This window comes from Glycomyces terrestris (assembly GCF_003933745.1).
GTDB classification, from domain to species: Bacteria; Actinomycetota; Actinomycetes; order Mycobacteriales; family Micromonosporaceae; genus Glycomyces; species Glycomyces terrestris.
Window position 1 is genome coordinate 329,904 of record NZ_RSEB01000002.1, and the last position, 26,258, is coordinate 356,161.

At 73.5% G+C, this 26,258-nt stretch carries 19 protein-coding genes; 7 read left to right on the forward strand and 12 right to left on the reverse strand.

All coding sequences use genetic code 11. The features are described 5' to 3' along the window. Positions 1-79 precede the first annotated feature (79 nt). Positions 80-745, reverse strand: a complete 666-nt coding sequence (locus tag EIW28_RS07090) for a potassium channel family protein (protein ID WP_125247018.1) — start codon at positions 743-745, stop codon at positions 80-82. Next, positions 745-1,410, reverse strand: a complete 666-nt coding sequence (locus EIW28_RS07095; RefSeq protein ID WP_125247019.1) for a potassium channel family protein — start codon at positions 1,408-1,410, stop codon at positions 745-747. Before EIW28_RS07095 ends, EIW28_RS07090 begins: the two co-directional genes overlap by 1 nt. Before the next feature lie 169 nt (positions 1,411-1,579). Here EIW28_RS07095 and EIW28_RS07100 point away from each other — a divergent pair, with 169 nt between their 5' ends. From EIW28_RS07100 to EIW28_RS07115, 4 genes are all read left to right on the forward strand, one after another. Next, entirely contained in the window at positions 1,580-2,608 is a 1,029-nt protein-coding gene (locus EIW28_RS07100) for a S66 peptidase family protein (RefSeq protein ID WP_125247020.1), read from the forward strand. A gap of 67 nt (positions 2,609-2,675) precedes the next feature. Further along, complete coding sequence (locus EIW28_RS07105; protein WP_125247021.1) at positions 2,676-4,631, forward strand: APC family permease; 1,956 nt, start codon at positions 2,676-2,678, stop codon at positions 4,629-4,631. Between the two features lie 408 nt (positions 4,632-5,039). Beyond that, complete coding sequence (locus EIW28_RS07110) at positions 5,040-6,218, forward strand: class I SAM-dependent RNA methyltransferase (RefSeq protein WP_125247022.1); 1,179 nt, start codon at positions 5,040-5,042, stop codon at positions 6,216-6,218. A gap of 64 nt (positions 6,219-6,282) precedes the next feature. Next, complete coding sequence (locus EIW28_RS07115) at positions 6,283-7,131, forward strand: hypothetical protein (protein ID WP_125247023.1); 849 nt, start codon at positions 6,283-6,285, stop codon at positions 7,129-7,131. Positions 7,132-7,153: 22 nt separating this feature from the next. On the opposite strand, the gene EIW28_RS07120 is transcribed toward EIW28_RS07115, so the two are convergent. The 5 genes from EIW28_RS07120 to EIW28_RS07140 all read right to left on the reverse strand — a co-directional run bounded on the left by EIW28_RS07120 (position 7,154) and on the right by EIW28_RS07140 (position 12,777). Next, positions 7,154-8,302, reverse strand: coding sequence for a DUF5685 family protein (locus EIW28_RS07120; protein WP_232013893.1), 1,149 nt, complete (start codon positions 8,300-8,302; stop codon positions 7,154-7,156). 354 nt (positions 8,303-8,656) lie between these two features. Further along, positions 8,657-9,562, reverse strand: a complete 906-nt coding sequence (locus EIW28_RS07125; RefSeq protein WP_125247025.1) for a glycine betaine ABC transporter substrate-binding protein — start codon at positions 9,560-9,562, stop codon at positions 8,657-8,659. Between the two features lie 58 nt (positions 9,563-9,620). Then, complete coding sequence (locus EIW28_RS07130; RefSeq protein ID WP_125247026.1) at positions 9,621-10,520, reverse strand: ABC transporter permease; 900 nt, start codon at positions 10,518-10,520, stop codon at positions 9,621-9,623. Then, positions 10,517-11,566 (reverse strand): quaternary amine ABC transporter ATP-binding protein, encoded by a 1,050-nt coding sequence (locus EIW28_RS07135; RefSeq protein WP_187350582.1) that lies wholly within the window; start codon positions 11,564-11,566, stop codon positions 10,517-10,519. Before EIW28_RS07135 ends, EIW28_RS07130 begins: the two co-directional genes overlap by 4 nt. After that, positions 11,452-12,777 carry an amidohydrolase family protein gene (locus EIW28_RS07140; protein ID WP_125247027.1) on the reverse strand — a complete coding sequence of 442 codons (1,326 nt, stop codon included), beginning with the start codon at positions 12,775-12,777 and terminating at the stop codon, positions 11,452-11,454. Before EIW28_RS07140 ends, EIW28_RS07135 begins: the two co-directional genes overlap by 115 nt. A gap of 219 nt (positions 12,778-12,996) precedes the next feature. Between EIW28_RS07140 and dxs the strand changes: the two genes are divergently transcribed. Then, entirely contained in the window at positions 12,997-14,922 is a 1,926-nt protein-coding gene (gene dxs / locus EIW28_RS07145) for a 1-deoxy-D-xylulose-5-phosphate synthase (protein ID WP_125247028.1), read from the forward strand. A gap of 83 nt (positions 14,923-15,005) precedes the next feature. On the opposite strand, the gene EIW28_RS07150 is transcribed toward dxs, so the two are convergent. From EIW28_RS07150 to EIW28_RS07170, 5 genes are all read right to left on the reverse strand, one after another. Then, the gene (locus EIW28_RS07150) at positions 15,006-17,660 is read right to left on the reverse strand and encodes an SCO7613 C-terminal domain-containing membrane protein (RefSeq protein ID WP_125247029.1); all 2,655 of its coding nucleotides are present in this window, start codon (positions 17,658-17,660) and stop codon (positions 15,006-15,008) included. Between the two features lie 205 nt (positions 17,661-17,865). After that, the gene (locus EIW28_RS25360) at positions 17,866-18,672 is read right to left on the reverse strand and encodes a peptidase M23 (protein ID WP_125247030.1); all 807 of its coding nucleotides are present in this window, start codon (positions 18,670-18,672) and stop codon (positions 17,866-17,868) included. 249 nt (positions 18,673-18,921) lie between these two features. Beyond that, complete coding sequence (locus EIW28_RS07160; RefSeq protein WP_125247031.1) at positions 18,922-21,000, reverse strand: 3-hydroxyacyl-CoA dehydrogenase NAD-binding domain-containing protein; 2,079 nt, start codon at positions 20,998-21,000, stop codon at positions 18,922-18,924. Continuing rightward, positions 21,000-22,190 (reverse strand): thiolase family protein, encoded by a 1,191-nt coding sequence (locus EIW28_RS07165; protein WP_125247032.1) that lies wholly within the window; start codon positions 22,188-22,190, stop codon positions 21,000-21,002. The genes EIW28_RS07160 and EIW28_RS07165 overlap by 1 nt, the downstream gene beginning before the upstream one ends. A gap of 197 nt (positions 22,191-22,387) precedes the next feature. Continuing rightward, a complete protein-coding gene (locus EIW28_RS07170) occupies positions 22,388-23,545 on the reverse strand; it encodes a ribonuclease D (protein ID WP_125247548.1) in 1,158 nt (385 codons plus the stop codon). Between the two features lie 266 nt (positions 23,546-23,811). Here EIW28_RS07170 and hemE point away from each other — a divergent pair, with 266 nt between their 5' ends. After that, complete coding sequence (hemE, locus tag EIW28_RS07175; protein WP_197717133.1) at positions 23,812-24,852, forward strand: uroporphyrinogen decarboxylase; 1,041 nt, start codon at positions 23,812-23,814, stop codon at positions 24,850-24,852. Then, entirely contained in the window at positions 24,849-26,255 is a 1,407-nt protein-coding gene (gene hemG / locus EIW28_RS07180) for a protoporphyrinogen oxidase (protein ID WP_232013836.1), read from the forward strand. The genes hemE and hemG overlap by 4 nt, the downstream gene beginning before the upstream one ends. The last annotated feature ends 3 nt before the right edge of the window (positions 26,256-26,258 follow it).

Consider the following 26,258-nt stretch of genomic DNA (forward strand, 5'->3'; position numbering starts at 1 on the left):
ATCGGAAGGGGAAAGGAATCGATGTTTATCAATGTAACTTCCCCGGGGGCGGCCTGTAAAGTCCGAAAGCGACCTTTTGTCAGCGGGTCTTGCCCAGCATCACCGAGCGCGTCGCGTCCTCGGCGTCCTCATGGCACACGAACACCAGCTCGTCGCCCGCCTCCACCGTGTCGTCCGGCGTCGGCGCGATGACCCGCCGGCCCCGGATGATCGCCACCAGCGCCACGTCGTGCGGCAGCGGCACCTCCGCGACCCGCCGGCCCACGTGCGGGGCCTCCAGCGGCAGCGTGATCTCGACCAGGTTCGCCTGCGACTGCCGGAACGTCAAGAGCCGCACCAGGTCTCCGACGCTGACGGCCTCCTCCACGAGCGCGGCCAGCAGCCGCGGCTTCGACACCGAGACGTCGACGCCCCACTCCTCGTTGAACAGCCACTCGTTCTCGGCCCGGTTCACGCGCGCGACCACGCGCGGCACCGCGAACTCCGTCTTCGAGAGCAGGCTCACCACCAGGTTCACCTTGTCGTCCCCGGTGGCCGCCACGGCCACGTCGCACGTCTCCAGGTGCGCCTGCCGCAGGTTCTCCAGCTCGCACGCGTCCGCCAGCAGCCACTCGGCCTCCGGCACCCGCTCGGGCCGCATCGAGTCCGGGTCCCGCTCGATCAGGAGCACCTGGTGGCCGTTCCCGACCAGCTCCGACGCGATCGACCGGCCCACGTTCCCGGCCCCGGCGATGGCCACCCGCATCAGGCACCCCCCTGCGGGGCCGCGCCCGCGATCCGCTGGATTCCCGCCTCGTCACCGTCGCCGACCAGCATGAACACCTGGTCGCCGTCCTGGAGCACGGTCGACGCCGTCGGCAGCGTCGCCCGCCCGAACCGGTTGATGTACGCCACCCGGTGGCCCGTGGCCTCCTCCAGCGCCGACAGCGCCGTCCCGTACCACGCCTCCGCGCACAGGACCTCGATCATCGACAGGGTCGCCGTCGGGTCCCGCCACAGCGGCTCCTGGCCCTCCGGGACCAGGTGGCGCAGCAGCCGGTCGGCCGTCCACCGCACCGTCGCCACCGTCGGGATGCCCAGCCGCTCGTACACCGTGGCCCGCTGCGGGTCGTAGATCCGCGCGATCACCTTCGGCACGCCGTAGTTCTCGCGCGCCACCCGCGCCGCGATGATGTTCGAGTTGTCGCCCGAGGACACCGACACGAACGCGTCCGCCCGCCCGATCCCGGCCTTCGCCAGCACCTCCCGGTCGAACCCGACGCCGCGCACCGTCGTCTCGTCGAAGTCGGGGCCCAAGCGGCGGAACGCCTTCGGGTTCTGGTCGATGATCCCGACCGTGTGCCCGCGCTCCACGAGGCTCCGCGCCAGGGACGAGCCGACGCGCCCGCACCCCATGATCACCACGTGCACCGGCACACCACCCCTCGATCGGACGTGCTGTGACCATACCGCGCCGCGCCCCCGCTCCGCTCAGGACGCTTCCACTCCGGTGAACAACGGAAAAACCCGGCCAAGGGGTGCGCAAAACCGCGCCCCAAAAGCGTCTAGACAGAGAACCGCACCGCACAAAGGAGTATTCATGGCCCTTCGCCCGTCACTGTCCCGCCGCGCCCTCATCGGCGGCGTCGCCGCCGGAGCCGTGGCCGCCGCCGCGACCGCCTCGCCCGCGTTCGCCGGCCGCGACCGCCGCCCGAAGAAGCTCGTGCCCGGCGACCTCGTCGTCGTCCCGGCCCCCGGCGGCCCCAGCAACGCCACCGCCGTCGGCCGCGGCGTCGCGCTCCTGGAGAGCTGGGGCCTGCGCGTCGAGCTCACCGAGCACGCGCTCGACGCCTTCGGGTACCTCTCGGCCCCCGACGCCGACCGGCTCGCCGACCTCAACTACGCGCTCGCGCACCCGGAGGCCAAGGCGCTCATGACCGTCCGCGGCGGCTACGGCACCACCCGCATCATCGACGACGCGGACGTCGAGGCCCTCGAGGACCACCCGAAGCTCGTCATCGGCTACTCCGACATCACCGCCCTGCACTCGGCCGTCGCCGAGCAGACCCGCATCCCGACCCTGCACTCGCCGATGATGGCCTGGTCCTCGAACAACACCGCCGAGACCGCCGAGTCGCTGCGCAAGGCGATGATGACGACCGACCCGGTCGTGCTCACCCGCGACCCGAACACCTCCACCGCGCCCGTCGAGGTCCCCGGCACCGCCACCGGGAAGCTCCTCGGCGGCAACCTCTCGCTCCTCGCCGCCGAGCCCGACGACGGGAACTGGCCCGACTACGAGGGCGCGATCCTCCTCATCGAAGAGGTCGAGGAGGCCCGCTACCGGGTCGACAACATGCTCACCCGCATCCTGCGCGCCGGGCACTTCAGCGACCTCGCCGGCATCGCCGTCGGCCAGTTCGTCCCGCACCCGCTCGACACCCACAAGCCCGGCGAGTGGACGATGAACGAGGTCCTCATGGACCGCCTCGGGAGCCTCGGCGTCCCCGTCCTCGGCGGCCTCAAGGTCGGCCACGACAAGGACCCGCGCGTGGTCCCGCTCGGCACCGAGGCCGTCCTCGACACGACCGCGGGCACCCTCACCGTCCAGTCCGCCGTCAAGGAGTAGCGCCCCGGCGGGGCCGCGGTGGAAACTCGCGGCCCCGCCGCTCGCCGCAGGACGCTACGCTACGGCCGTGACAAGGTCGTGGGCCGTCCTCAAGCGGCTGCTGGTGGGCGAGCCGTTCGCCTCCGGGCGCGGGTCCTCGCTCGTGCTCTCGAAGCGGTACGCGATCCCGCTGCTCGCGGTCAATCCGATCTCGTCGATCGCATACGCGCCCGAGCAGGTCTTCCTCGTCCTCGGCGCGGCCGGCGCCGCCGGACTCGCGTTCTCGCCGTGGACCGGGCTCGCCGTCGCGGCCGTCATGGTCGCCGTGATCGCCTCCTACCGGTACACCGTCCAGGCCTACCCGGGCGGCGGCGGGGACTACCGGGTCGTCACCGCGAACTTCGGGCCCGGCGCCGGCCGCCTCGCCGCCGCCGCGCTCGTCCTCGACTACATCCTCACCGTCGCCGTCTCGGTCGCCGCCGCCGTCGCGGCCCTCGGCGCGCTCCTGCCCGGCCTCCACCCGTGGCGCGAGTGGATCGCGGCCGCCGCGATCGCCGTCCTCGCCGCGTTCAACCTCCGCGGCCTGCGCGTCTCCGGCCGCGTCGCCGCCGGCGTCACCATCGCGTTCGTCGCCGGCACCACCGCGATCGTCCTCACCGGACTGGTCCGCCTCGCCGCCGGCGACGACCTCGCCGCCCCGTCCCCCGCCCCCGCCGCCGACGCGCGCGAGTGGACCTCAGCGGCCCTGTTCCTGCTGTGCGCCAGGGCCTTCGCGGCCGGATCGGTCGCCGTCACCGGCGTCGAGACGTTCACGACCCGGGTGCGGTTCTTCCGGCCCCCGCGCGGCCGCAACGCCGCCGCCGCGATCACCACCGTCGGCGCCGCCACCGTCGCCCTGTTCACCGGGACCGTCGTCCTCGCGTTCCTCACCGGCGCCCGCACTTCCGCCGCCGGCGTCCTCCAGTACCCGCTCATCGCGCAGCTCGCCGACACCGTCTTCGGCGGCTCGCCCGCCGCGCGCTGGCCGGTCATGCTCGCCACCGCCGGGGTCCTGCTGCTCGCCGCGAACACCGCGTTCGTGGGGTTCCCGCAGCTGGCGTCGGTGTTCGCCGAGGACTCGCTGCTGCCGCGCCAGCTCCACAAGCGCGGCGACCGGCTCGTGTACTCCAACGGCATCCTCATCCTCGCCGTCGCGGCCGCGATCCTCGTCGTCCTCTCCGGCGGCGGCGCGTACGAGCTCATCGGCCTGTACGTGGTGGGCGTGTTCCTGTCGATGGTCCTGTCGCACGCGGCGATGGCCCGGCACTGGCGGCGCGTCCTCGACGTCGAGCGCGACCCGGGCCGCCGCTCCCGGGCCCGCCGGGCCCGCGCCACCGCGGCGGCGGCCGTCCTGGCGTGCGCGGTCGTGCTCGTCATCGTCGCGTTCACCGCGGTCGGGCGCGGCGGCTGGATCGCCGTGCTCATCATCGGCGGCTGCTACCTGCTCATGCGCTCGATCGCGAAGCACTACGAGGCGGTGCGCGACGAGATCGAGCTGCCGCGCGGGAAGCCGCAGCTGCCGTCGCGCAGCCACGCGATCGTGCTCGCCTCCAGCGTGAACCTGCCGCTCATGCGGATGCTCTCGTACGCGAAGGCCACCCGGCCCGACACGATCACGGCGCTGACGGTGAACGTCGACGCGGCCGCGTCGCGGCGCCTGGTCGCCGAGTGGGACCGGCGCCGCATCGGCGTGCCGCTCACCGTCCTCGACTCGCCGTACCGCGAGATCACCGGCCCGATCGCCGAGTACGTCAAGGCCCGCCGCCGCGACGCCCCGCGCGACGTCGTCACCGTCTACCTCCCCGAATACGTCGTCGGCCTCGGCCCCCAGAAGGGCCGCCTCGCGCGCGGCTACTACAACTGGTCGACGAGCCTGCTGCACAACCAGACCACGAAGGCCCTGCGCCGCCAGCTCAAGTACGAGCCGGGCGTCATGGTCTGCACCGTCCCGTGGATCCTCGGCGAAAGCACCGAACCACCCCCGCTGCGCCGCATCGCGAAGTGACCCGGACACCCGGACACGGTTGCGGGGTGGAGACTCCTCGACGGCGGAGCATGCGAGTCGCGGCGGTCGTCCGGCGGTTGCGACCGAGAATGCGACCGCGGGCAGACGAGGGCGAGGTCGCCTCGGCGGCGAAGCACGTGAGTCGCGGCGGCCCTCCGGCGGTTGCGCGGCCTCGCAAAGCCGCGCTGCGGCCGAGAATCGGCCGCACACGCGGCCCGGGCGGCCGCGCTGCGGCCCGAGGATCGCGAGGGCTGCTCACTGTCGGCCCCCCGCGCTACGGTCTGGCCAGGGGCCCCGCGCGCCGATGTCACAGCCACCAGGTAACCTGCGCCGCCGCGCCCGCCGCCCCGTATCCTGGCGTGCGGCCCGCTGCGCCCAGCGCGCCGGAGAGCCGGGGAGAGGGAATCGATGATCGTCACTGTCGGAGACGTCGCGGCCGGAGGCCACTGCGTGGCCCGAGTCGACGGCGAGGTGTACTTCGTGCGCCACGCCCTGCCCGGCGAGCGCGTCCGCATCGAGATCACCGACCGCAAGAAGCGCTTCGCGTTCGCCGACGCCGTCGAGGTGATCGAGGCCTCGCCCGACCGCGTCGAGCCGCCGTGCCCGTGGGCCGGCCCCGGCAAGTGCGGCGGCTGCGACTTCCAGCACGCCACCCCCGAGGCCCAGCGCCGCCTCAAGTCGAAGGTCCTGTTCGACCAGCTCACCCGCATCGGCGGCATCGACCCCGCGCTCCTCGACGGCGTCGAGGTCGAGGCCCTGCCGTGGCCCGAGGGCAACCTCGGCTGGCGCACCCGCATGCAGTACGCCGTCGACGAGTCCGGCCGGCCCGGCCTGCGCGAGCACAAGTCGCACGACCTCGTGCACATCGACTGGTGCCGCATCGCCACCGAGCGCATCCGCGAGGCCGACGTCCTCGGCCGCAGCTGGGACGGCATGGGCGCGGTCGGCGTCGTCGACGCCGACGACGAGGAGCTCGCCGTCTACACCCAGCTGCGCCGCACCGCCCGCCCGCACCACAAGAGCGGCCCCAAGCTCGTCCACCAGACCGTGGCCGACACCCGCTTCGAGATCGGCTTCGACGCCTTCTGGCAGGTCCACCCGGCCGCCGCCCCCACCTTCCTCGCCACCGCCCTCGAGTTCCTCGCGCCGCGCGAAGGCGAGTCGGCCTGGGACCTCTACGCCGGCGCCGGGCTCTTCGCCTCCGGCCTCGCCGGCGCCGTCGGCGAGACCGGCCGCGTCGTCGCCGTCGAGAACGCCCCCGCCTCCCGCACCGCCGCGAACCTCGCCGCGTTCAAGAACGCCGGCGCCATCGAAGGCGACGTCGCCGACGTCGCCCCCGACCTCGGCTCGGTCGACCTCGTCGTCCTCGACCCGCCCCGCAGCGGCGCCGGACCCGAGGTCGTCGTCGCCCTCGGCGAGGCCCGGCCCCGCGCGATCTGCTACATCGCCTGCGACGCAGGCGCTCTGGCGCGCGACGCGAGCGACCTCGCCATCGAAGGCTACGGGCTCACCCGCATCCGCGCCTTCGACGCCTTCCCGATGACCCAGCACTTCGAGACCGTCGCCCTGTTCGAACCGGTCGACTGACGTCCCCGTCGGACCGCTGCGGTAGCCTGTCGCCTCAGCAGACCGCACTCCTCGGAGCCGATCGATGACCAACTCTCCCTACGCCGCCGGGTCCGCGCCGGACCCGAACCGGCCGCCGCAGTCGTTCCAGTACCGGCCGCAGGACCCCGGTGCCGTCCCGTATGGACAGCCGTCGGGCCCGGTCCTCCCGCCGCCGCCCACCTGGGGCCAGCGCTGGGGCCTCCTGCCCAAGGACGAACGCCCCCGGCAGGTCACGGTGATCCTCCAGACCCTCTGGATCCACCTGGCCGCCGTGCTCACCGCGACTCTCCTCGGGCTCACCGGGAGCCTCGCGCTCACTCTCGTCCTCGGCGTGCTCGCCGCGGCCGTGAACCTGGTCCTCATCTGGGCCGTGGCCCGGGAGCAGCTGGGCCGCTTCGGGTCCGACGACCCGAAGCTCCCGGTCCACATCGGACTCGGGGTGTTGGCGCTCCTCGCGCTCGTGCGCGTCTTCAACGTCTTCACGGTGGTGCCCGCGATCGTCCAGATCGCCGCCGCACTCCTGGTCTTCGTGCTCATGCTCACCAAGCCCGTGCGCGCCTGGCTCGCCGAGCGCCCCGGCAACCGGCCCAAGGGGTCCCAGGAGCCGCCCGCCCCCGGCGCCCCGCTCGCGCCGCAGGCGCCCCCGCCGCAGTGGCGCGACCCGGCCGCGCCGGGCCTCCTGCCCGGGGCCCAGCCGGTTCCGGGCGTGCAGCCCGGCGTGCAGCCCGGGGCCTCGGCGGTTCCGGGCCTCCTGCCCGGCGTCCAGCCCGGGGCCCAGCCGGTTCCGGGCGTGCAACCCGGCGGCCCGCACGGGTACCGGCCCCCGGCCCCGCCCAGCCCGCCCCCGAGCGGACCGGCGGCCCATCCGGGCTGGCCGCAGCCGCCGCGCTAGTGCTCCCCGGAGCCGGCCGGGCTCAGTCGCACGAGCAGCCGCAGTCGCAGCCGTTGCAGCACCCGTCGCCGTCCCGGTCGCCGCAGCACTGGCAGCACTCGCAGCAATCGCAGCAGCTGCGGCAGCAGCCCTCGCGCGACCGGCCCGACCACGGACCCTGGTAGTGCTCGGCGCAGCACAGCTGGCAGGTGCACGCGAGCACCGCGAAGCTGCACAGCCCGGCCCAGAAGCCGCGCCGCCGCGCGTGGTAGTGGTCGTCGTGCCGGTGGTCGCGGCGGCGCTCCCGTCGCCGCTCGCGGCGCTCGTCCGGGTGCCGGTACGACGCGCACGAGGTGCCGAACCGCTTCGAGACCGCATGGCGCGCATAGCGGTCCAGCAGCAGGCCGGTCATCGTGCGGTCGATCAGCGCCGCCGACTCGAGCGCGGCCCGCAGGTCACTGAGCGCCCCGTGCACCAGCGGCCGGGCGCCCTCCACACCGATTCCGGTGGCGGCCAGCGGGTTCCAGGCGCCGCGCGCGGCGTCCTCGTCGAAGTCCTCGGCGGCGTCGAGCAGGTGCGCCAGGCGCCCGAACGCCGCGCCCGCGGTCCGGAACGCGCCGGCGTTCTCCGGCCGGCCGCCGAGGACCGCGGCGTGCGCGAACAGTTCGGCCGTGGCCGCCTCGGTCGGGGCCGTGACGGCGGTGATCGGGGTGCCCGCGCCGCAGGCCGCCTCGGCCTCGCGCTGGCCGGCGACGGCGGCGACGAGCGGGTCGACGTCGAGGCCGATCGACTCGCCGATCGCGACCGCCTTGGTGCGCAACCGGTTCGCCGTCATCCCGGCGAGGCCGCGGGCGCCGGGGCGGGCGGCGATGCCGTCGCCGTCCTCGACGTGGTCGCGCAGCTTCGCGGACGCCAGGAGCAGTGAGGCGGTCGCGGCCAGCCGCGGCCCGCCGCCGGTGGCGACGGTCTGGCGCCGCATCCCGCGCAGCGCGCACGGCCCGGCGTCGCGCGAGTCGGACTCGCCGCCGAGCTGGGCCTCCACGAGGACCGAGAGCGCGAGCGCGTCGTAGTTGGTGGTGAGCCGGGCGAGCTGGCCCGCGTCGTCGCGCAGTTCCAGGCACAGGCCGCAGAAATGGCCCATCCAGCGGGGCTTGAGGTCGTCGGGGGTGCGGGACGGGCAGGGGGCGAGCATGCCGAACAACGGGTCTCCTAGCACGTCGGCAGCGCGACCGGCGAGCCGGCGGCTGGAGGGGGATCCTGCCCGGCGATGCTACCGGCCGCCCGCAACGCGCGGGGGACACGATTCAGGTGCGCCCGAGCACGACCGGGCGCGCTGCGCCCGACCGCGCCGGCAGCACGACAGGCTCGTTCCAAGTTCGGTGCGGGACCGGGGATCGGCCGGTCCCGCACCGGGACCGCCCCCTGTGGGGGAGGCGGCCAGGCCGCGTACGGCCTTCGCGCGCGGGCGCCGCGGCGTGGAGGCGGCTTGGTCCTCGTCCTGCCGCGGGGCCCCCAATGCCCCGAGCGCCGGGCGCCGCGCGCGGGTCTAGGCGACGAGATCCGCGAACTCGTTGTCCTGGAGCCAGGCCGCGACGCCGGCCTCGACGTCGCCCTCGTGCTCGGAGAACACGGTGTTCTCCAGGCTCGCCAGCTGCTCGTCGCTCATCGCGAAGGTCCCCAGCGCCGCGGCGACGTCCGCGAAGTCCTCGCCGAAGCCGCGGCGTGCCAGGACGTTGATCGTCTCGGCCTCCCCGAGCGTGGCCTCCGGGTCCTCCAGGTTCTTCAGGTCGTACTTCGCGTACGCCCAGTGCGGCTGCCACAGCGTCACCACGATCGGCTCCTCGGCCGCGATCGCGCTGTCGAGCTCGGTGAGCATCGCCGTGGTCGAGGAGGTCTCCAGTGTCAGGTCGCTGATGCCGTACGTCGGGATCGTGCTGTGCTGCACGGCCTCCGTCAGGCCCGCGCTGGCCTCGATGCCGACGATGCGGCCGCCGAACAGGTCGGCGTGCGCGTTCAGGTCCGCCAGCGAATCGACGTCCACATAGGTCGGCACGGCGACGGTGAGCGCGGCGTTCTCGTTCCAGGCGCCCAGCTGCTCCAGCTGATCACCATAAGTGTCCATGTAGGTCTGGTGGGTGATCGGCAGCCAGCCGTCGAGGAAGACGTCCACGTCGCCCGAGGACAGGCCCTCGAACAGCGGCCCGACCTCGGCGAACTCCTGCGCGGTGACGGTGTACCCGGAGGCCTGGAGGGCCTGGCGCCACAGCTCGGTCGCGACGACCGCCTCGTCCCAGTTGATGTAGCCGATGACGATCTCGCCCTCGCCTTCGGGCAGGCCGAAGTCGCCGCTCGCGGCCGCGGGGCCGCCGGGCTCCTGCTCGACCGCGCACGCGGCCAGGGCCATCGCGCCGCCGCCGGCGACGGCGCCCTTCATGATCGAACGTCGCTGCATGTCTCCTGCTTTCCGGCGCGCGGGGCCGCGCGCCTGTCTCTCTGGGGGCGTTCGGGTTTCAGCGGGCGAGCCGGGCGGCCCGGGCGACCGGGGTGCGGTCGGACAGGCCCTGCGTGACGCGGTCGAGGAGGATCGCGAGGAGCACCACGGCGAGGCCGGCGTTGAACCCGGCCGCGATGTCGAGTCGGCCGAGCGACCCGGAGATGACCGCGCCGAGCCCGCCGCCGCCCACCAGGCCCGCGATGACCACCATGGACAGTGCGAGCATGATGACCTGGTTGAGCCCGGCCATGATCGTCGGCAGCGCGAGCGGGAGCTTGATGCGCACCAGGATTCGCGCGGGCGAGGCGCCGAACGCCTGCCCGGCCTCGACGACCTCGCCGTCGACCTGGCGCAGGCCGAGTTCGGTGAGGCGCACGCCCGGCGGCATCGCGAAGATGATCGTGGCGATGATCCCCGGCACCACGCCGACGCTGAAGAGCATCACCACCGGGATGAGGTACACGAACGCCGGCAGCGTCTGCATGAAGTCAAGGACCGGCCGCGCCACGGCCGAGAACGCCCGGCTCTCGGCGGCGGCGATGCCGAGCGGGATCGCGAGGGCGATCGCGATCGCGGCCGCGACGAGGACCATCGCCAGGGTCTGCATCGTCTCCTCCCAGTACGGGGTCCACGCGACGACGAACATGCCCAGGCCGATGCCGACGCCGAGCTTCCAGCCCTTCGCGGCCCACGCCGCGGCGGCGAACAGCAGCACCATGACTCCCGAAGGGAGCCACAGCAGTCCGTCGGCGAGGTGCGTGTAGAGGAATTCCAGGCCCGCGTCGACGGCGTCGAACCCGGCGGACCACGCCTCGCGGGCCCAGCGGATGAAGGTCTCCATCCAGTCGCCGAACGGCATGTCCGGCAGGGGCTTCCAGACGTAGGTCCAGAACCAGTTCCTGAGGTACTCGATCATGCGGGCTGCGGCTCCTGTTCGGCGTCGCCGCTCTCGCGCTCGGGCGCCAGCGACTTGATGATGGACCGGGGCGTGACCACGCCGAGCGGGTCGGCGTTGTCGTCGACGACCAGCAGGGGCGCCTTGGAGCTGAGGACCGGCTCGTACAGCTCGTTGACCGGCACGTCGCACTCCACGGTGGGGAACGCGCTGGTGTCGCGGCTCCCGCACGGCTCCATGACGGCCTCGGCGGTGAGGACCCGGGTGCGGTCGACGTCGGCGGTGAACTCGGCGACGTACTCGTCGGCCGGGTGCATGAGGATCTCCTCGGCGGTGCCGAGCTGCTTGACGCGGCCGTCGCAGATGGCGATCCGGTCGCCGATCCGCATGGCCTCGTTGAGGTCGTGCGTGATGAACACGATCGTCTTGCCGAGCGTCGCCTGGAGTTCGAGGAGCTGGTCCTGCATCTCCTGGCGGATGAGCGGGTCGAGGGCGCTGAACGCCTCGTCCATGAGCAGGATCTCGGTGTCGGCCGCGAGCGCCCGGGCCAGGCCCACCCGCTGCCTCATGCCGCCCGACAGCTGCGCCGGCAGCTTGTCCTCGTGGCCGGCCAGGCCCACGAGCTGCACGGCCTCCCTCGCGCGCTCCAGCCGCTCGGTCTTGTTCAGCCCCTTGATCTCCAGGCCGAACGCGACGTTCTCGACGACGCTGCGGTGGGGGAGGAGCGCGAAGTGCTGGAAGACCATGCTGATCTTCTCGCGCCGCAGGCGGCGGATCTCGCGCTTCGAGAGGGACCCGAGCTCGACGCCGTCGATGCGGATCGTCCCGGCGGTGGGCCTGATGAGCCCGTTGAGCATCCGGATCAGGGTCGACTTGCCCGAGCCCGAGAGGCCCATGACCACGAAGATCTCACCGGCCTCGATGGCCCAGTCGTGGTCGATGACCGCGGCGGTCACGTTGCGGGCGTTGAGCTCGTCGCGGGGGACGCCGGCCTTGAGCTGGGCGACGGCGCCCTTGGCGCCTTTGCCGAAGACCTTGTACAGGGACTCCACTTCGATCGCTGGCATTGCTTCCTTTCGGGCCCGTGCCGCGCGGGCGCTCGCGGCGGGGGAGGGCGCGGAGCGGGCGGCAGGGCGTGTTTCCGGGGGCGGGGGTCGGGAACGCAGGAAACACTAGTTGACAACCGTGGTTTTTCAACCCGAGCAGTGCGTGAGAAGATCGACACGCGACGTCGTCGTGCGACGTTTCCGCAGGCAGCGGCCGTGAAAATGGTTCGCCGATTGTCATCGGTTGGATTGTCTACAAACATACATTCGACACAATTGAGACCGTGGGGAGACCATTTCGAGACCGAATCGTGACCGGACGCCCCCGGCGCTAACGGCAGCCGCGCGGCCTTCGCCCGCTCCGACAGCCCCGCCAGGTCCGTGTCGGTCAGCCCCAGCGCCCGCGCCTTCTCGTACTCCCCGGCGATGTTCGTGCCCATCCGCATCGGCGAGTCCGTCCCCAGCACCACCGCGATCCCCGCCTCCAGGAACCGCGGCAGCGGGTGCTCCTCCAGGCTCGGCACCATCCCCAGCACCACCGCCGACGTCAGGCACACCTCCACGGTCACGCCCCGCTCCGCCAGGAGCCGCATGATCCCCGGGTCGCTCGCCGCCCCCACGGCGTGCCCGATCCGGCCGATCTGCTCGATCTCCGCCAGCGACGCCAGGTTCGAGGCGTTGAACGCCCCCGCCGGGACCGTCACCCCCAGCCCCGCCGCGCCCGCCGCCTCGGCCACGATCCGCCCCCGCGACCAGTCCGCCTCCGCCGCGTACGGCACGTAGATGATCTCCACGCCCGCCAGGCCCGCCGCCGCCGCGTCCGCGAACGCGTCGCACAGCTCCCGCAGCATCGGGTCCCACAGGTTCATGCTCAGGACCGCGCCCGCGTCGAACTCCGGGTAGTCCTCGACCACCCGCGCCCGCGCCGCCTCGAACCGCTCCATGAACTGCGGGTACACCACCGACTCCTGCGGCAGCCGCAGCTCCGTGTAGACCGCGCCCCCGCGCGCGGCCGCCGCGAGCGCGTCCACCAGGATGCCCTCGTAGACCTCCGGGTCCACCGCGTCCAGGTCGAACCGCGGCACCGCCGACATCCGCTGGAGCCGCGCCAGCCCCGGCGCCACCGCCTTGACGCTGTCCCTCCGGTCGCCCCAGTCCACCGGCGAGGAGCTCAACACCTGATCGAGGCGCGCGGGCCATTCCGTGTTCTGGTGCAGGTCGATGAGGTCCATGTTGGGATGATCACATTTCGATCACGGAGGAGCCGGACTTTCGGACGGCGTGTCCCTTTCGGGGACTGACTGCTTTCCGACAGACCCGGCCTGCGGTCCCCCCATCGGATGAAATTCCGTCCGACTGCCTGATCACGCTGGACCGCAGCCCATGAGACACGTCCCAGGCGCACTCGCGGAGGTTTCGTCCACCCGGGGTCACGGATACACTTCCGCCTTATGAACCCGCACGACGAACCCGAGATCGGCCCGCTCCTGTCGGGCATCGGCAGACTGGCCGATTTCAAGTCGCTGGACGAGGCCGACCTGCCCGCGCTCGCCGAGGAGCTCCGCGGATTCCTCGTCGACGCCGTCGCCAGGACGGGCGGCCACATCGGCCCCAACCTCGGGGTCGTCGAGCTCACCATGGCGATCCACCGGGTCTTCGACTCCCCGCACGACCAGATCGTCTTCGACACCGGCCACCAGTCGTACGTCCACAAGGCCCTCACCGGCCGCGCCGGGCAGTTCACCGGCCTGCGCAGCCGCGGCGGCCTCACCGGCTACCCCAGCCAGGCCGAGTCCCCCCACGACCTCGTCGAGAACTCGCACGCCTCCACGGCCCTCTCCTACGCCGACGGCCTCGCCAAGGCCCACGCGCTCTCCGGCTCCGACCGGCACGTCGTGGCCCTCGTCGGCGACGGCGCCCTCACCGGCGGCATGTGCTGGGAGGCCCTGAACAACATCGCCGCCCGCGACGACCTCAAACTCGTGATCGTCGTCAACGACAACGGCCGCTCCTACGCGCCCACCGTCGGCGGCCTCGCCAAGCGCCTCTCGGCCCTGCGCCTCAACCCCGGCTACGAGCCGGCCCTGCGCCGGATCCAGGAGCTCGTCGAGCGCATCCCCGTCTTCGGCCGCGCCGCCTACGCCGGGCTCCACGCCGCCAAGACCGGCCTCAAGGACGCCCTCGCCCCCCAGGGCATGTTCTCCGACCTCGGCATCAAGTACGTCGGCCCCGTCGACGGCCACGACCTCGCCGAGCTCACCCTCGCCCTCGAGCGCGCCAAGGGCTTCGGCGGCCCCGTCATCGTCCACGCCCTCACCGAGAAGGGCCACGGCTGGGCCCCCGCCCGCGCCGACGAGGCCGAGCAGATGCACGCCCCCTCCGCCGCCTTCGACCCGATCACCGGCGAGCCCGTCGCCGCCTCCAAGCGCCGCTGGACCGGCGTCTTCGCCGACGAACTCGTCGCCCAGGCCAACCTGCGGCCCGAGGTCGTCGCGATCACCGCCGCCATGCCCGGCCCGACCGGCGTCGACAAGCTCATGAAGCGCCACCCCGAGCGCGTCTTCGACGTCGGCATCGCCGAGCAGCACGCCGTCACCTCCGCCGCCGGCCTCGCCATGAACGGCATGCACCCGGTCGTCGCCGTCTACTCCACCTTCATGAACCGCGCGTTCGACCAGACCGTCCTCGACGTCGCCATGCACAAGCTGCCCGTCACGTTCGTCCTCGACCGCGCCGGCATCACCGGCCCCGACGGGCCCAGCCACTACGGCATCTGGGACACCTCGATCTTCCGCGTCGTCCCCGGCCTGCGCATCGCCGCCCCGCGCGACGCCGCGAGCCTCCGCGAGGAGTTCGCCGAGGCCCTCGCCGTCGACGACGCCCCCACGATGCTCCGCTTCCCCACCGGCGCCGTCCCCGAGGCCGACATCCCCGCCGTCGACGTCCACGAAGGACTCGACGTGCTCGTCAAGCACGAGGACGACGAACTCCTCGTCGTCGCCTGCGGCTCGCTCGCCGGCACCGCCGTGCGGGCCGCCGAACTCCTCGCCGCCCAAGGCATCCGGGCCACCGTCGTCGACCCGCGCTGGATCTCCCCGGTCCCCGACGCGCTCGTCAAGCTCGCCGGCCAGTACCCGCTCGTCGCCACCGTCGAGGACGGCATCCGCACCGGCGGCTTCGGCGACGCGCTGGCCCAGGCCCTGCGCGACTCCGGCGACGAGGTCCCGCTCGTGGACTTCGCCGTCGAGCGCGGCTGGCACCCGCACGGCACCCGCGCCCAGCTCCTCGCCGACCTCGGCCTCACCCCCGAGGCGATCGCCGAGCGGCTCACCGCCGAGGTCCACCGCCGCGGCGAAGCCGAAGCGCACCACCACTAGACGCGAAGCGGCGCGGCGGACCTCGTGGGTCCGCCGCGCCCGGTGCTGCCTTAAGGACGCCGCGGGGCGCCCCGGGGGTTGCATCACCGCATCGCCTTCAGTCCGTCCCTGATCCGGGCGAGGTCCCTGCGGCGCTTCTCGAACGTGGCGCCCGCGCCGATGAGGACCGCGCCGCCGATCGCCGGCGGGATCCACACCGGGATGTAGTCCCACACCAGCGACAGCTCGTTGACCGTGAGCACGGCGAGCGCGATCGACCCGAGCACCAGCGGCGCCTGCCAGCGGCGGCCGAGGCCCGCGATGATGACGACGATCGCGGCCGCGCCGACGCCGACGCGCCGGGCCGGCTCGCCGTCGCCGAGCGCGCCGAGCAGGCTCGGCCCCAGCCCGATGAGGATCGGCAGCGCCAGCGTTGACCACGAACCGGTCTGCGGGCGCTTCTCCAGGCGCCACAGTCCGAGCAGGAACAGGACCGCGGCGGGCGGCGCGGTGAAGAACTCGAGCGTCTCCACCTCCTGCGCGGCCAGCAGCAGCCACCAGCCGACGGTGCCGGTGCACAGGGCCGCGATGACATAGCCCCACTTGCGGACCGGCACCATCATCGCCGTCCCGGCGAGCGCCAGCGTGTACACCCCGAACTGGGCCGGCAGGAGCAGACGCAGGTCCGAGCCGTCCCAGGCCGCCGCGATCCACGAGATCAGGCCGCCGGCGACGGCGATCCCGGCGATGACGTGCGCGAGGACCGAGCCCAGGACCCGGTCGGGGCGGCTGCGGCGCGGCGCGCCCGCGGCGACCAGGAGCATCGCGGCGGCGGCCACCGTGAGCCAGAAGGGGATCCATCCCTCGCCGGGGGCGAGCGTCTCGGACTCGGAGGCGGCGAGCGCCGCGAGCGGCGTCCACACCGCGAGGGCGACCCAGCCGCAGCACCGGCCCGCGAGCGTGCGGGAGGCGAGCGCGGTGACGAGGCCGATGACCGCGCACACCGCGAATCCGAGGAACGGCACCGCGTCCCAGCGGTGATGGTCGGTGTGCCACAGCAGGCTCGAGGACGAGATCACCGCGAACGTGGCGGCGAGCGCCGCCCCCTGCACGCGGTACCGGACCGGCAGCAGGACCGCGGCGAACCCGAGCGCCACCAGGACGACCGGGATCTCCCACGTGAAGACCCCGTCGAGCCCGCCCGCGGCCCAGCGGAGCGGGAGCCTGCCGAGCGTGATGAGCGAGGCGGCGAGCGCGGTGCCGCCGGCGACGAGATAGGAGGCGATGCGCAGCGGCTCGCCGAGCGGGTCGCCGAGGCGCGGCGCGAGGAGCCGCGCGGCGAGGAACGCGACGAAGTAGGCGCTCAGGTCCGGCGCGCCGAACGTGACGGTGGCGAAGGCCGCGAGCGCGGCGAGCCCGGCGCCCTGGGCGAGCGCGAAGCCCCACTTGTGGTCGCGGGACCCGATGGTGGCGAACGGGACCACGGCGGCGGCGAGGAGCGCGAGCGACGGCACGGCCAGCTCGCCGGAGCCGGAGCGGGCCGCGAGCGTCCACGCGCACAGCACGAGCGAGCCGGCCGCGGAGGCGGCGACGAGCATCGAGGTGGTGGAGACGCGCAGGCGCTTGGCGAAGCCGACGCCGACGAGGTTCGCGGCCGCGAGGAGCGCGACGGCGGCGGCGACGGGCGGGACGACCGGGTCGTCGAGGCCGAACGCGGCCCGCAGCCCGGCCGAGCACGCGGCGACGACGGCCGCGCAGGTGAGGAACCGGGAGGCCCACAGGTCCGAGCGCGTGTACCGGCCCGGGTAGGCGGCGGTGAGCCAGGCGGCGATGCCGAGCGCGAGCGCGATGGCGAGCAGGAGGACCACGGCGAGGGCGAGCTCGCTCGCGGCCGCGTAGGACGCGCCGATCGCGGCGAGCGGGAGCATCGCCCAGGAGGCGGCGCTGAGCCTGGAGGCGCCGCGGTAGGCGGCGAGCACGGCGAGGACGCCGGCGGTCCAGGCGCCGACCGAGTCGGGGCCGAACTCGGTCCCCGGCGGCCGGTACAGGTAGTAGCCCGCGAGGGTCGTGCACCACAGCGCGAGCGCGCCGAGCGCGGCGAACGTCTCGGCGGTGGCCCACAGCTTGAACCGCTTGAACGGGAAGGGGATCGCGAGCAGCAGGAGCGTGGCGACGCTGAGGACCGCGGCGCGGCCGCCGTTGCCCATGTTGCGCCAGGCCACGGCCGTGAAGATGATGAGCGCGGCGGCCACGAGCAGGCCGCCGAGGCTGAGCAGGACGGTCTGGACGGTCTTGGACCCGACCTCGCCGCGGGGCCCGACGGGCGGCGGCTGGGGCGGGAGGTAGGCGGGCGCGACGCTCGGCGCGCCGCTCGGCGGCGTGTCGGGCGCGGCCTGCGGCGGGGCGCCGGGGGCCTGGGGCGCGGGCGTCGGCGCGGGCGGCACGGGGGTCCCGGCGGCGGGCGTCACCGGGGCCTGCGGGGCGGTGGCCGCGGCGGCCGGAGCCGTCTGGGTCTCAGCGGCGCGGGCGTGCCGCTCGGCGTCGGCGAGGTGGCGGGCGGCCACCTGGCGCAGGCCGTCGAGGACCTCGGCGCGCTCGGACTCGACGGCGGCGCGGCTCTTGAGGGTCGCGGGCATCGACGCCAGGACCGCGTCGAGCTCGCCGAGGCGCGCCAGGAGCGGCTCGGGCCCGCGCCCGCAGGCGGGGCACCCGCCGGCGGTCGAGGGGCGCCCGCAGCGCGGGCAGTTGTACGTCGTCATGTGCACAGTGTGCTGGTCCTGTCAACTCGGGGATCGGGCGAATCGGACTCCGATTGTGCACGCCCCACAACCCCCGGCCGCGCCGCGCCCGGATTCGGGCGCGGATTCGGGAGGTTTCCTCCAAACGGACCGGACCGGGAAATGGAACGGGCCCCGCGGCGGTGACGACCGCGGGACCCGTTCCGTCGGGAGGAGGATGAGTCGGTTACGACGCGCTCTCGTAGGCGTCGATGATGTCCCAGGCAAGGCCCTCCCACTGGGCGTAGTAGTCGGGGTAGGCCGAGACCTGGACGGCCTGGGCCGCCTCGGCGATCGACATGCCCTCCCAGCCGTCGACGTCCTCGAGCGTCCCGTAGAACTTGCTCGCGGAGGTGGCCGGGTCCATGAGCTCCTCGACGGTGCCCCAGCCCATGGAGGTGCGCTGCTGGAACAGGCCCACGGAGTCGTGGTCGGAGTAGGTGACCTCGGAGTCGGTGTACTCGAAGCTCTCCGGCACGGCCTCGGAGGCGGCGTTGTAGAGCTTCGCCTCCTGCATGGCGGTGGCGAGGGCGACGGCCCAGCCGTTCTCGTCGAAGCCCATCTCCCGGCCGGTCTCGATGATCGTGACGGCGTTGGCCTCCTGCTCGTCGTCGAGGTCGGAGACGTCGATGTCGACGGGCCCGGCGGGCTCCTCGGTCGTCTCCTCGACCACGGGCTCGGGGGCGGCCTCGGTGGTGGCCTCCTCGGTCGCGGGGGCCTCGGTGGCGGCCTCGGTGGTCGCCTCCTCGGTGGTCTCGGCGGCGGGGGCCTCCTCGACCGCGGCGGTCTCCTCGACCGGCTCGTCGGTGTTCGAGATGGCCCACGCGGCGGTGGCGCCCGAACCGGTGAAGATCGCGGCGGCGAGGCCGACGGTGGCGACGCGGCGGAAGCGGTGGTGCTCGCCGGTCTCGTCGTGGAACAGCCGCTGGGAGACCGCGGCGGCGGCGCTCCGGACCGGACCGGTCACGCCTTCGATGATCTTGCGAAAATGCACCGGGCAACCGTAGGGGCGAAAATCCCCAGGTCAAAGCCTGCGTCTTCACAGGATTCCAAGGTGGCAAGGGGTTTCCCTACCGGTCGGTAGCCTCCACGGCAAATGCCCGGTAGCGGCCCTATCGCCCGCCTCGCCCGACCGCGTCCCTCCTGTCGTCCGGCCCGGTCGGGACACGGGACGAGCCCGGACTCGACCGTTCGGTTGAGTCCGGGCTCGCCGCAACGATAATGTGACCGCGCACACGAGGTGCTAGCCCGCGAACGGCTTTCCGGTCACGGCGGTCGAAATCCCCTCGCGGTCCAGGTACGGCGTGAGGCCGCCGAGCCAGAACGGGAAGCCCGCGCCGAGGATCATCGCGAGGTCGATCTGCTTCGCCGAGGGCACGACGCCCTCGTCGAGCATGAGGCCGATCTCCTCGGTCAGGCCGCGCAGCACGCGCTGCTTGACCTCCTCGGCCGTCTGCGGCGAGTCGCCGAGCGCGATCTGCGCCTTCGCCTGCTCGGTGAGCCGGCCCCTGCCCTTGTGCTCGGGGTCGAACACCGGGAAGTCGGCCTCGGCCATCCGCCGCAGGTTCTCCGAGGCGGGGAAGCGCGGGCCGAGGTCCTCGTTCAGGTGCTGGCACAGGTGCCAGGCGACCTGGAGGCCCACGAGCTCGAGCAGCGCGAACGGGCGCATCGGCAGGCCCAGCTCGTCGAGCGCCACGTCGGCGGTCTCGACGGGCGTGCCCGCGTCCACCGCGCCGGTGACCTCGGCGAGCATGCGGCCCAGGAGCCGGTTGACGATGAACGCCGGCCGGTCGGCCGAGCCCACGGCGGTCTTCTTCAGCTTCTTCGCCACCGCGTACGCGGTCGCCAGGGTCTCCTTGTCGGTCGACTCGGTCGCGATGACCTCGACGAGCGGCATGACGGCCACCGGGTTGAAGAAGTGCATGCCCACGAGCCGCTCGGGGTGCTTCAGGCCCGAGGCCATCGCGGTGATCGAGAGGCCCGAGGTGTTGGTGACCAGCAGCGCCTCGTCGGAGACGATCGCCTCGACCTCGGCGAACACGGCCTGCTTGACGCTCAGCTCCTCGAAGACCGCCTCGATGACCAGGTCGCAGTCGGCGTACACCGACTTGTCGGAGCTGGCCGAGACGAGCGCGCGGAGCTTGGCGGCCTTGAGCTTCGACGTGCGGCCCTTGGCCTCGAGCTTGTCGATCTCGGCGCGGACGTACGCGAGGCCCTTCTGGGCCCGCTCCTCGTCGAGGTCGGTCATGACCACGGGCACCTCGAGGCGGCGCGCGAACATGAGCGCGATCTGGCCGGCCATGAGCCCGGCGCCGACGACGCCGACCTTGCCGATCTCCTTGGCCAGGCCCGGGCTCGGGGCGCCCTCGGGGCGCTTGCCGAGCGAGCGGACCAGGTTGAACGCGTAGATGCTCGCCTGGAACTGCGGCCCGGACTCGAGGTCGGCCAAGGCCTCGTCCTCGGCCAGGGAGCCCTCCTCGAACGAGGCGTCCCGCGCGAGTTCGATCAGGTCGAGGGCGCGCACGGCCGCGGCCGAGGCGTTGTGGACCTTCTCGTCGACGAGCTTGCGGGCGCCGGCGATGACGGCCGGCCACGCGTCCCGGTCGATCTCGGGGCGCTCGACGGTGATCTCGCCGGTGGCGACCTTGACGGCCCAGTCGAGGGACTCCTCCAGGAAGTCGGCGCCCTCGAACTCGGCGTCGGCGATGCCCAGCGGCACCAGGTCGGCGCCCTTGAGCATCTTGTTCTGGTTCAGCGGGTTGCCGACGATGACCTGCGCGGCCTTCTCGACCCCGATGAGGTTCGGCAGGATCTGCGAGCCGCCCCAGCCGGGGATCAGCCCGATGGAGACCTCGGGCAGGCCCAGGCCGACCGCGGTCTTGGAGACGGTGCGGTAGTGGCAGTGCAGGGCCAGCTCGAAGCCGCCGCCGAGGGCGGTGCCGTTGACGAACGCGAACGTCGGGACCGCGGAGTCCTTGAGCCGCTTGTACAGCGCGTGCCCGGCCTGCGCCAGGGCCAGGCCCTGCTCGCGGGTCTCCAGGCTCGGCATGAGCTTGATGTCGGCGCCGGCCAGGAAGATGAACGGCTTCCCGGTGACGGCGATGAGCTTGACGTCGTCCTCGGCCTCGACGCGGTCGATCGCGCGCCACAGGCTCTTGAGGCCCCCGGGGCCGAACGAGGACGGCTTGGTGTGGTCGTAGCCGTTGTCGAGCGTGATGATCGCGGCCTTCCCGCCGAGCCCGCGGGGCTCGAGGAAGCGCACGAGGGACTCGGTGACGACTTCTTCCTCGAAGTCGGGGAGGTCGAGCGGCGTCGCGGACATTAGTTGGCCCCCTTGAAGTTCGGGTTCTCCCAGATGACCGTGCCGCCCTGGCCGAGGCCGACGCACATGGTCGTGACGCCGTAGCGCACCTCGGGGTGCACGGCGAACTCGCGGGCGAGCTGCGTCATCAGGCGCACGCCCGAGGAGGCCAGCGGGTGGCCCATGGCGATCGCGCCGCCCCACGGGTTCACCCGCGGGTCGTCGTCGGCGATCTTGAAGTGGTCGAGGAACGCCAGCACCTGGACGGCGAAGGCCTCGTTGATCTCGAACAGGCCGATGTCGTCGATGGTGAGCCCGGCGCGCGCGAGCGCCTTCTCGGTCGCGGGGATCGGCCCGACGCCCATGGTCTCGGGGTCGACGCCCGCGAACGCGAAGCCGACCATCTTCATGGCGACCGGCAGACCCAGCTCGGCGGCGGTCTCGGCGTCGGCCAGGAGGCACGCGGTGGCGCCGTCGGTGAGCGGCGCGGAGGTGCCGGCGGTGACGCGGCCGTGCGGCCGGAACGGGGTGCGCAGGTTCGCGAGCCCCTCCAGGGTCGTCTCGGGGCGCGGCAGCTCGTCGGCGGTGGCGACGGTCCAGCCGTCGTCGGCCGAGCGGGCGGCCATCGTGGTGATGTCGCCGGAGAGCCGCTCGACCGCGGCGGCGTAGCGCTGCTGCGTGCCGACCGCGTACGCGTCGGCGCGCTCCTTCGTGATCGACGGGTAGAGGTCGTGCAGGTTCTCGGCGGTGAAGCCCATCTGGAGCGCGTCCGGGTCGACCAGGCGCTCGGCGATGATGCGCGGGTTGGGGTCGACGCCCTCGCCCATCGGGTGGTTCGACATCGACTCGACGCCGCCGGCGATCGCGATGTCGTACTGGCGGGCGGCGATCGCGGACGACACGCTCGTCACCGCGGTCATCGCGCCGGCGCACATGCGGTCGATCGAGTAGCCGGGGACGGAGCGCGGCAGGCCCGCCAGGAGCGCGGCGGTGCGGCCGAGCGTCAGGCCCTGGTCGCCGATCTGCGTGGTGGCCGCGAGCGCCACCTCGTCGACCCGCTCAGGCGGCAGCCCCGGGTTGCGGCGCAGCAGCGTCCTGATGCAGCGGATGATCAAGTCGTCGGCGCGGGTCTCCTCGAAGAGTTTCCCCGCCTTGCCGAACGGGGTCCGTACCCCGTCGACGAAGACGACATCGCGGATGGTGTCGTTCACGCCAGCCCCTCCTTTGGGTATGCAGCGTCCTTCAGCATGCAGTCGAAAGTGTGCATCGTCACCCAGAATGTTACCCGCAAGTAAGTTCGTTGTCACGGGCCCCCGGGGCGTGTCGCGCGACCGCCGTCCGGGAAACGTTTGCGCAGCTCACGATACGGCGAAGGCCCCGCCTCGGCGGGGCCCTTCGGCAAAACGGCTCAGTCCTTGAGCGCCTCGGTCAGCCCCGCGGCGAGGAGCTCGACCTGCCACTCGCGGGCGCCGCCCTCGGCCAGGAGGGTGCGCACGTGCCGCTCGGTGACGCGCTTCGGCGGCTCCCATGCCAGGCCCCGCACCAGCGCGGGGGAGATGAGGTTCTCCGCCGGCAGGCGGTGCTTCCCGGCCACCTCCGTGACGACCTCGCGCGCGGCGGCGAGGCGCTCGGCCGCGACCGGGTCGCGGTCGGCCCAGCGGTGCGTCGCGGGCGGGCCGTCCTGCGGCGGCGTCGTCGACGGCAGCTGGTCGGCCGGGACGGTGCGGGCCTCGGCCAGCGCCGCCAGCCACAGCCGCGCGTTCGAGCGCCCACCGCGGCGCCGGAAGCCCGGCAGGCTCATCAGCTCGGCGAAGTCGGTCGGGTCGGCGGTGGCGGCCTCGACGATCGCGGCGTCCGGGAGGACCTTCCCGGGGGCGCGGTCGAGCTTGCGCGCCAAGGCGTCCCGGGCCTCCCACACGGCGCGGACGCGGCCCAGGGCCTTGGCCCCGCGGACCTTGTGGATGCCGCTGGTGCGCCGCCACGGCTCCTTGCGCGGCTTCGGCGGGCCCGCGGTGCGCACGTGCTCGAACTCGGCCTCGGCCCAGGCGGCCTTGCCCTGCTTGGCGAGCTCGGCGGCGAGCTTGCCGCGCAGCTCGATGAGGAGCTCGACGTCGAGGGCGGCGTACACGAGCCAGTCGTGGGGGAGCGGGCGCGAGGACCAGTCGGCCGCCGAGTGCTGCTTCTCGAGCCGGTACCCCAGGAGCTGCTCCGTGATCGCCGCCAGGCCGACCTTCTCGAAGTCGCACAGGCGCGCGGCCAGCTCGGTGTCGAACAGCCGCGCGGGGTGCAGGTCGAGCTCCTCCAGGCACGGCAGGTCCTGGCTCGCCGCGTGCAGGATCCACTCCGGCCCGGCGAGGGCCCGGCGCAGCGGCCCGAGGTCCTCGATCGGGATGGGGTCGACCAGGATCGTGCCCGCGCCGGCCCGGCGCAGCTGGATCAGGTAGGCCCGGCCCGAGTAGCGGAAGCCTGAGGCGCGCTCGGTGTCCACCGCGATCGGCCCCGACCCGGCCTCGAGGCGCTCGGCGGCCTCGGCGAGCTCGGCGGAGGTCTGGATCAGCGGGGGCATGCCTTCGCGCGGCTCGGTGAGGAGTGCGGCTTCTGGTTCGGGCTGGGGATCGGTCACCCGTTCACCGTACGGGCAGGTAACCTGCGCGCGCTACTGCCCCGCCGAGCCGGAGACCGATTTCCACCCGATAGTGGCCTAATCACCCCTTTGCGCCGCAACCTTCCGCGGCCCCCCGTTCGACCTCCCTCACAGCGCCCCTTCGGGTGCGGGCCACATCGCACTCGCCGCTGCGGGCGGACCGCCCCGGGCCGTGCGAGGATGGCTCCGTGGTCAACGCCGTTCCGTCCCCGTCAGCGTCCCCGTTCCTCGCGGCCTGCCGCGGCGAGGAGCCCGGCCGCACCCCCGTCTGGTTCATGCGACAGGCCGGGCGGTCCCTGCCCGAGTACAAGGAGGCCCGCGCCGGCACCTCCATGCTCGAGGCCTGCCGCACCCCCGAGCTCGTCTGCGAGATCACGATGCAGCCGGTGCGCCGCTACGGCGTCGACGCCGCCATCTTCTTCTCCGACATCGTGGTCCCCCTCGCCGCCATCGGCGTCGACATCGAGATCGTCCCCGGCGTCGGCCCCGTCGTCGCCGAGCCCTTCCGCACCGAGGCCGACGTCAAGCGCCTGCGCAACCTCGACCCGTGCGACGTCCCCTACATCACCGAGGCGATCGGCCTGCTCGGCAAGGAGCTCGGCGGCACCCCGCTCATCGGCTTCGCCGGCGCCCCCTTCACCCTCGCCTCCTACCTCATCGAGGGCGGGCCCTCCCGCGACCACGCCCAGACCAAGGCGCTCATGCGCTCCCAGCCGCGGGTGTGGCACGCCATCGCCTCCCGCCTCGCCGCCATCTGCGGCGAGTTCCTGCGCGTCCAGGTCGAGGCCGGCGCCCAGGCCGTGCAGCTCTTCGACTCCTGGGCCGGGGCGCTCTCCGAGGCCGACTACCGCGCCTTCGCCCTCCCGCACTCCACCGCCGCTCTCGCGGGCGTGGCCCAGTCGGTGCCGCGCATCCACTTCGGCGTCGGCACCGGCCACCTCCTCGAGGCCATGAGCGAGACCGGCGCCGAGATCTCCGGCGTCGACTTCCGCATCCCCCTCGACGAGGCCGCGCGGCGCCTGCCCGGCAAGGTCCTCCAAGGCAACCTCGACCCGGCCCTCATCCTCGCCGACGAGGCCCCGCTCCTGGCCGAGACCGACGCCGTCCTCGCCGCCGGCCGCGCCGCCAAGGGCCACATCTTCAACCTCGGGCACGGCGTCCTCCCCGGCTCCGACCCCGGCAAGCTCAAGCTCGTCGTGGACCGCGTGCACGAAACCACCGCCCGATGAGCCCCATGACGCCCGCCCGCGTCACCGGGACCCCCGGGCGCACCCGGGTCCTCGTCGCCGGCGGCGGCATCACCGGCATCGCCGCCGCGCACCGCCTGCGCGAACTCCTCGGCCCCGACGCCGAGATCATCGTGGCCGAGCAGTCGATGCGCCTGGGCGGCAAAATCCGCACCGTCGACTTCGCCGGCCGCCCGGTCGAGGCCGGCGCCGAGTCGCTCCTCGCGGCCCGCCCCGAGGCGATCGACCTCGCCCGCGCCGTCGGCCTCGGCGACGCGCTCGTCCACCCCTCGGGCCTCAAGCCCGCCCTCAGCCTCGGCGGCGAACTCGTCGACTTCCCCGCCGGGCACATGATGGGCATCCCCGGCGACCCGGCCGACGTCGCCGCGATCGCGAACGCCAAGGAGCGCCCCGACACCGGCCTGCCGATCCTCGGCCCCGGCCAGGACCTGTCGGTCGGCGAACTCGTGCGCGCCCGCCTCGGCGACGACGTCCTCGACCGGCTCGTGGCCCCCATGCTCGCGGGCGTCTACGCCGGCGACGTCGACCGCCTCTCCGTGCGCGCCGTCATGCCGCAGCTCGCCGCCGCGCTCGAACACCACGCGCGCCTGACCGAAGCGGTCCAGGAGATCAAGCGACCCGCCACCGGCAAGCCGGTCTTCGCCACCGTGGACGGCGGCCTCGAACGGCTCGTCACCGCGACCTCCGCCGCCGCCCGCGCCGAGATCCGCCTCGGCATGACCGTGCGCGAGCTCCGCCAGACCGCCGCCGGCTGGGAAGTCGTCACCGGGCCCGTCCCCGACCCCGTCAAGGTCACCGCCGACGCCGTCCTCCTCGCCGTCCCCGCCAAACCCGCGGCCGACCTCCTCCGCGCCGTCGCCCCCGAGGCCGCCGCCGCGCTCTCCGGCGTCGCCTACGCCTCGGTCGCCCTGGCCGCGTTCGCCTTCGACCGGATCGAGCTGCCGGAGCGCTCGGGCTTCCTCACCCCCGCCTCCGAAGGCAAGACCGTCAAGGCCGCCACCTTCGCCTCCAAGAAGTGGCCGCACCTGGGCCGCCGCCGCCAGATCGTGCGCGTCTCCATGGGCCGCCTCGGCGAGGAGGCCCTCCTCCAGCACGACGACGCCACCCTCGCCAAGACCGCCCTGCGCGAACTCGGCGAGCACCTCGGGCAGCGCCTGCCCGAACCGGTCGAGCAGCGCATCGACCGCTGGGGCGGCGCACTGCCCCAGTACGCTCCGGGGCACAATGCCCGCGTGGCCGCCGCCCGCGAGGCGCTGGCCCGCCACCGCGGCATCGCCGTCGCCGGCGCCGCCGTGGACGGGGTCGGCATCGCCGCGTGCATCGCCTCCGGCCGGGCCGCCGCCGACCAGATCGCGGCCTCGCTGCCGCCAGTGACCGAGAAGTAGAAG

Coding starts and splice junctions, on each gene's coding strand:
- EIW28_RS07090 (WP_125247018.1), bottom strand. CDS start 745: ATGCGGGTGGCCATCGCCGGGGCCGGGAACGTGGGCCGGTCGATCGCG.
- EIW28_RS07100 (WP_125247020.1), top strand. CDS start 1,580: ATGGCCCTTCGCCCGTCACTGTCCCGCCGCGCCCTCATCGGCGGCGTC.
- EIW28_RS07110 (WP_125247022.1), top strand. CDS start 5,040: ATGATCGTCACTGTCGGAGACGTCGCGGCCGGAGGCCACTGCGTGGCC.
- EIW28_RS07115 (WP_125247023.1), top strand. CDS start 6,283: ATGACCAACTCTCCCTACGCCGCCGGGTCCGCGCCGGACCCGAACCGG.
- EIW28_RS07120 (WP_232013893.1), bottom strand. CDS start 8,302: ATGCTCGCCCCCTGCCCGTCCCGCACCCCCGACGACCTCAAGCCCCGC.
- EIW28_RS07125 (WP_125247025.1), bottom strand. CDS start 9,562: ATGCAGCGACGTTCGATCATGAAGGGCGCCGTCGCCGGCGGCGGCGCG.
- EIW28_RS07130 (WP_125247026.1), bottom strand. CDS start 10,520: ATGATCGAGTACCTCAGGAACTGGTTCTGGACCTACGTCTGGAAGCCC.
- EIW28_RS07135 (WP_187350582.1), bottom strand. CDS start 11,566: ATGCCAGCGATCGAAGTGGAGTCCCTGTACAAGGTCTTCGGCAAAGGC.
- EIW28_RS07140 (WP_125247027.1), bottom strand. CDS start 12,777: ATGGACCTCATCGACCTGCACCAGAACACGGAATGGCCCGCGCGCCTC.
- dxs (WP_125247028.1), top strand. CDS start 12,997: ATGAACCCGCACGACGAACCCGAGATCGGCCCGCTCCTGTCGGGCATC.
- EIW28_RS07150 (WP_125247029.1), bottom strand. CDS start 17,660: ATGACGACGTACAACTGCCCGCGCTGCGGGCGCCCCTCGACCGCCGGC.
- EIW28_RS07160 (WP_125247031.1), bottom strand. CDS start 21,000: ATGTCCGCGACGCCGCTCGACCTCCCCGACTTCGAGGAAGAAGTCGTC.
- EIW28_RS07170 (WP_125247548.1), bottom strand. CDS start 23,545: ATGCCCCCGCTGATCCAGACCTCCGCCGAGCTCGCCGAGGCCGCCGAG.
- hemG (WP_232013836.1), top strand. CDS start 24,849: ATGAGCCCCATGACGCCCGCCCGCGTCACCGGGACCCCCGGGCGCACC.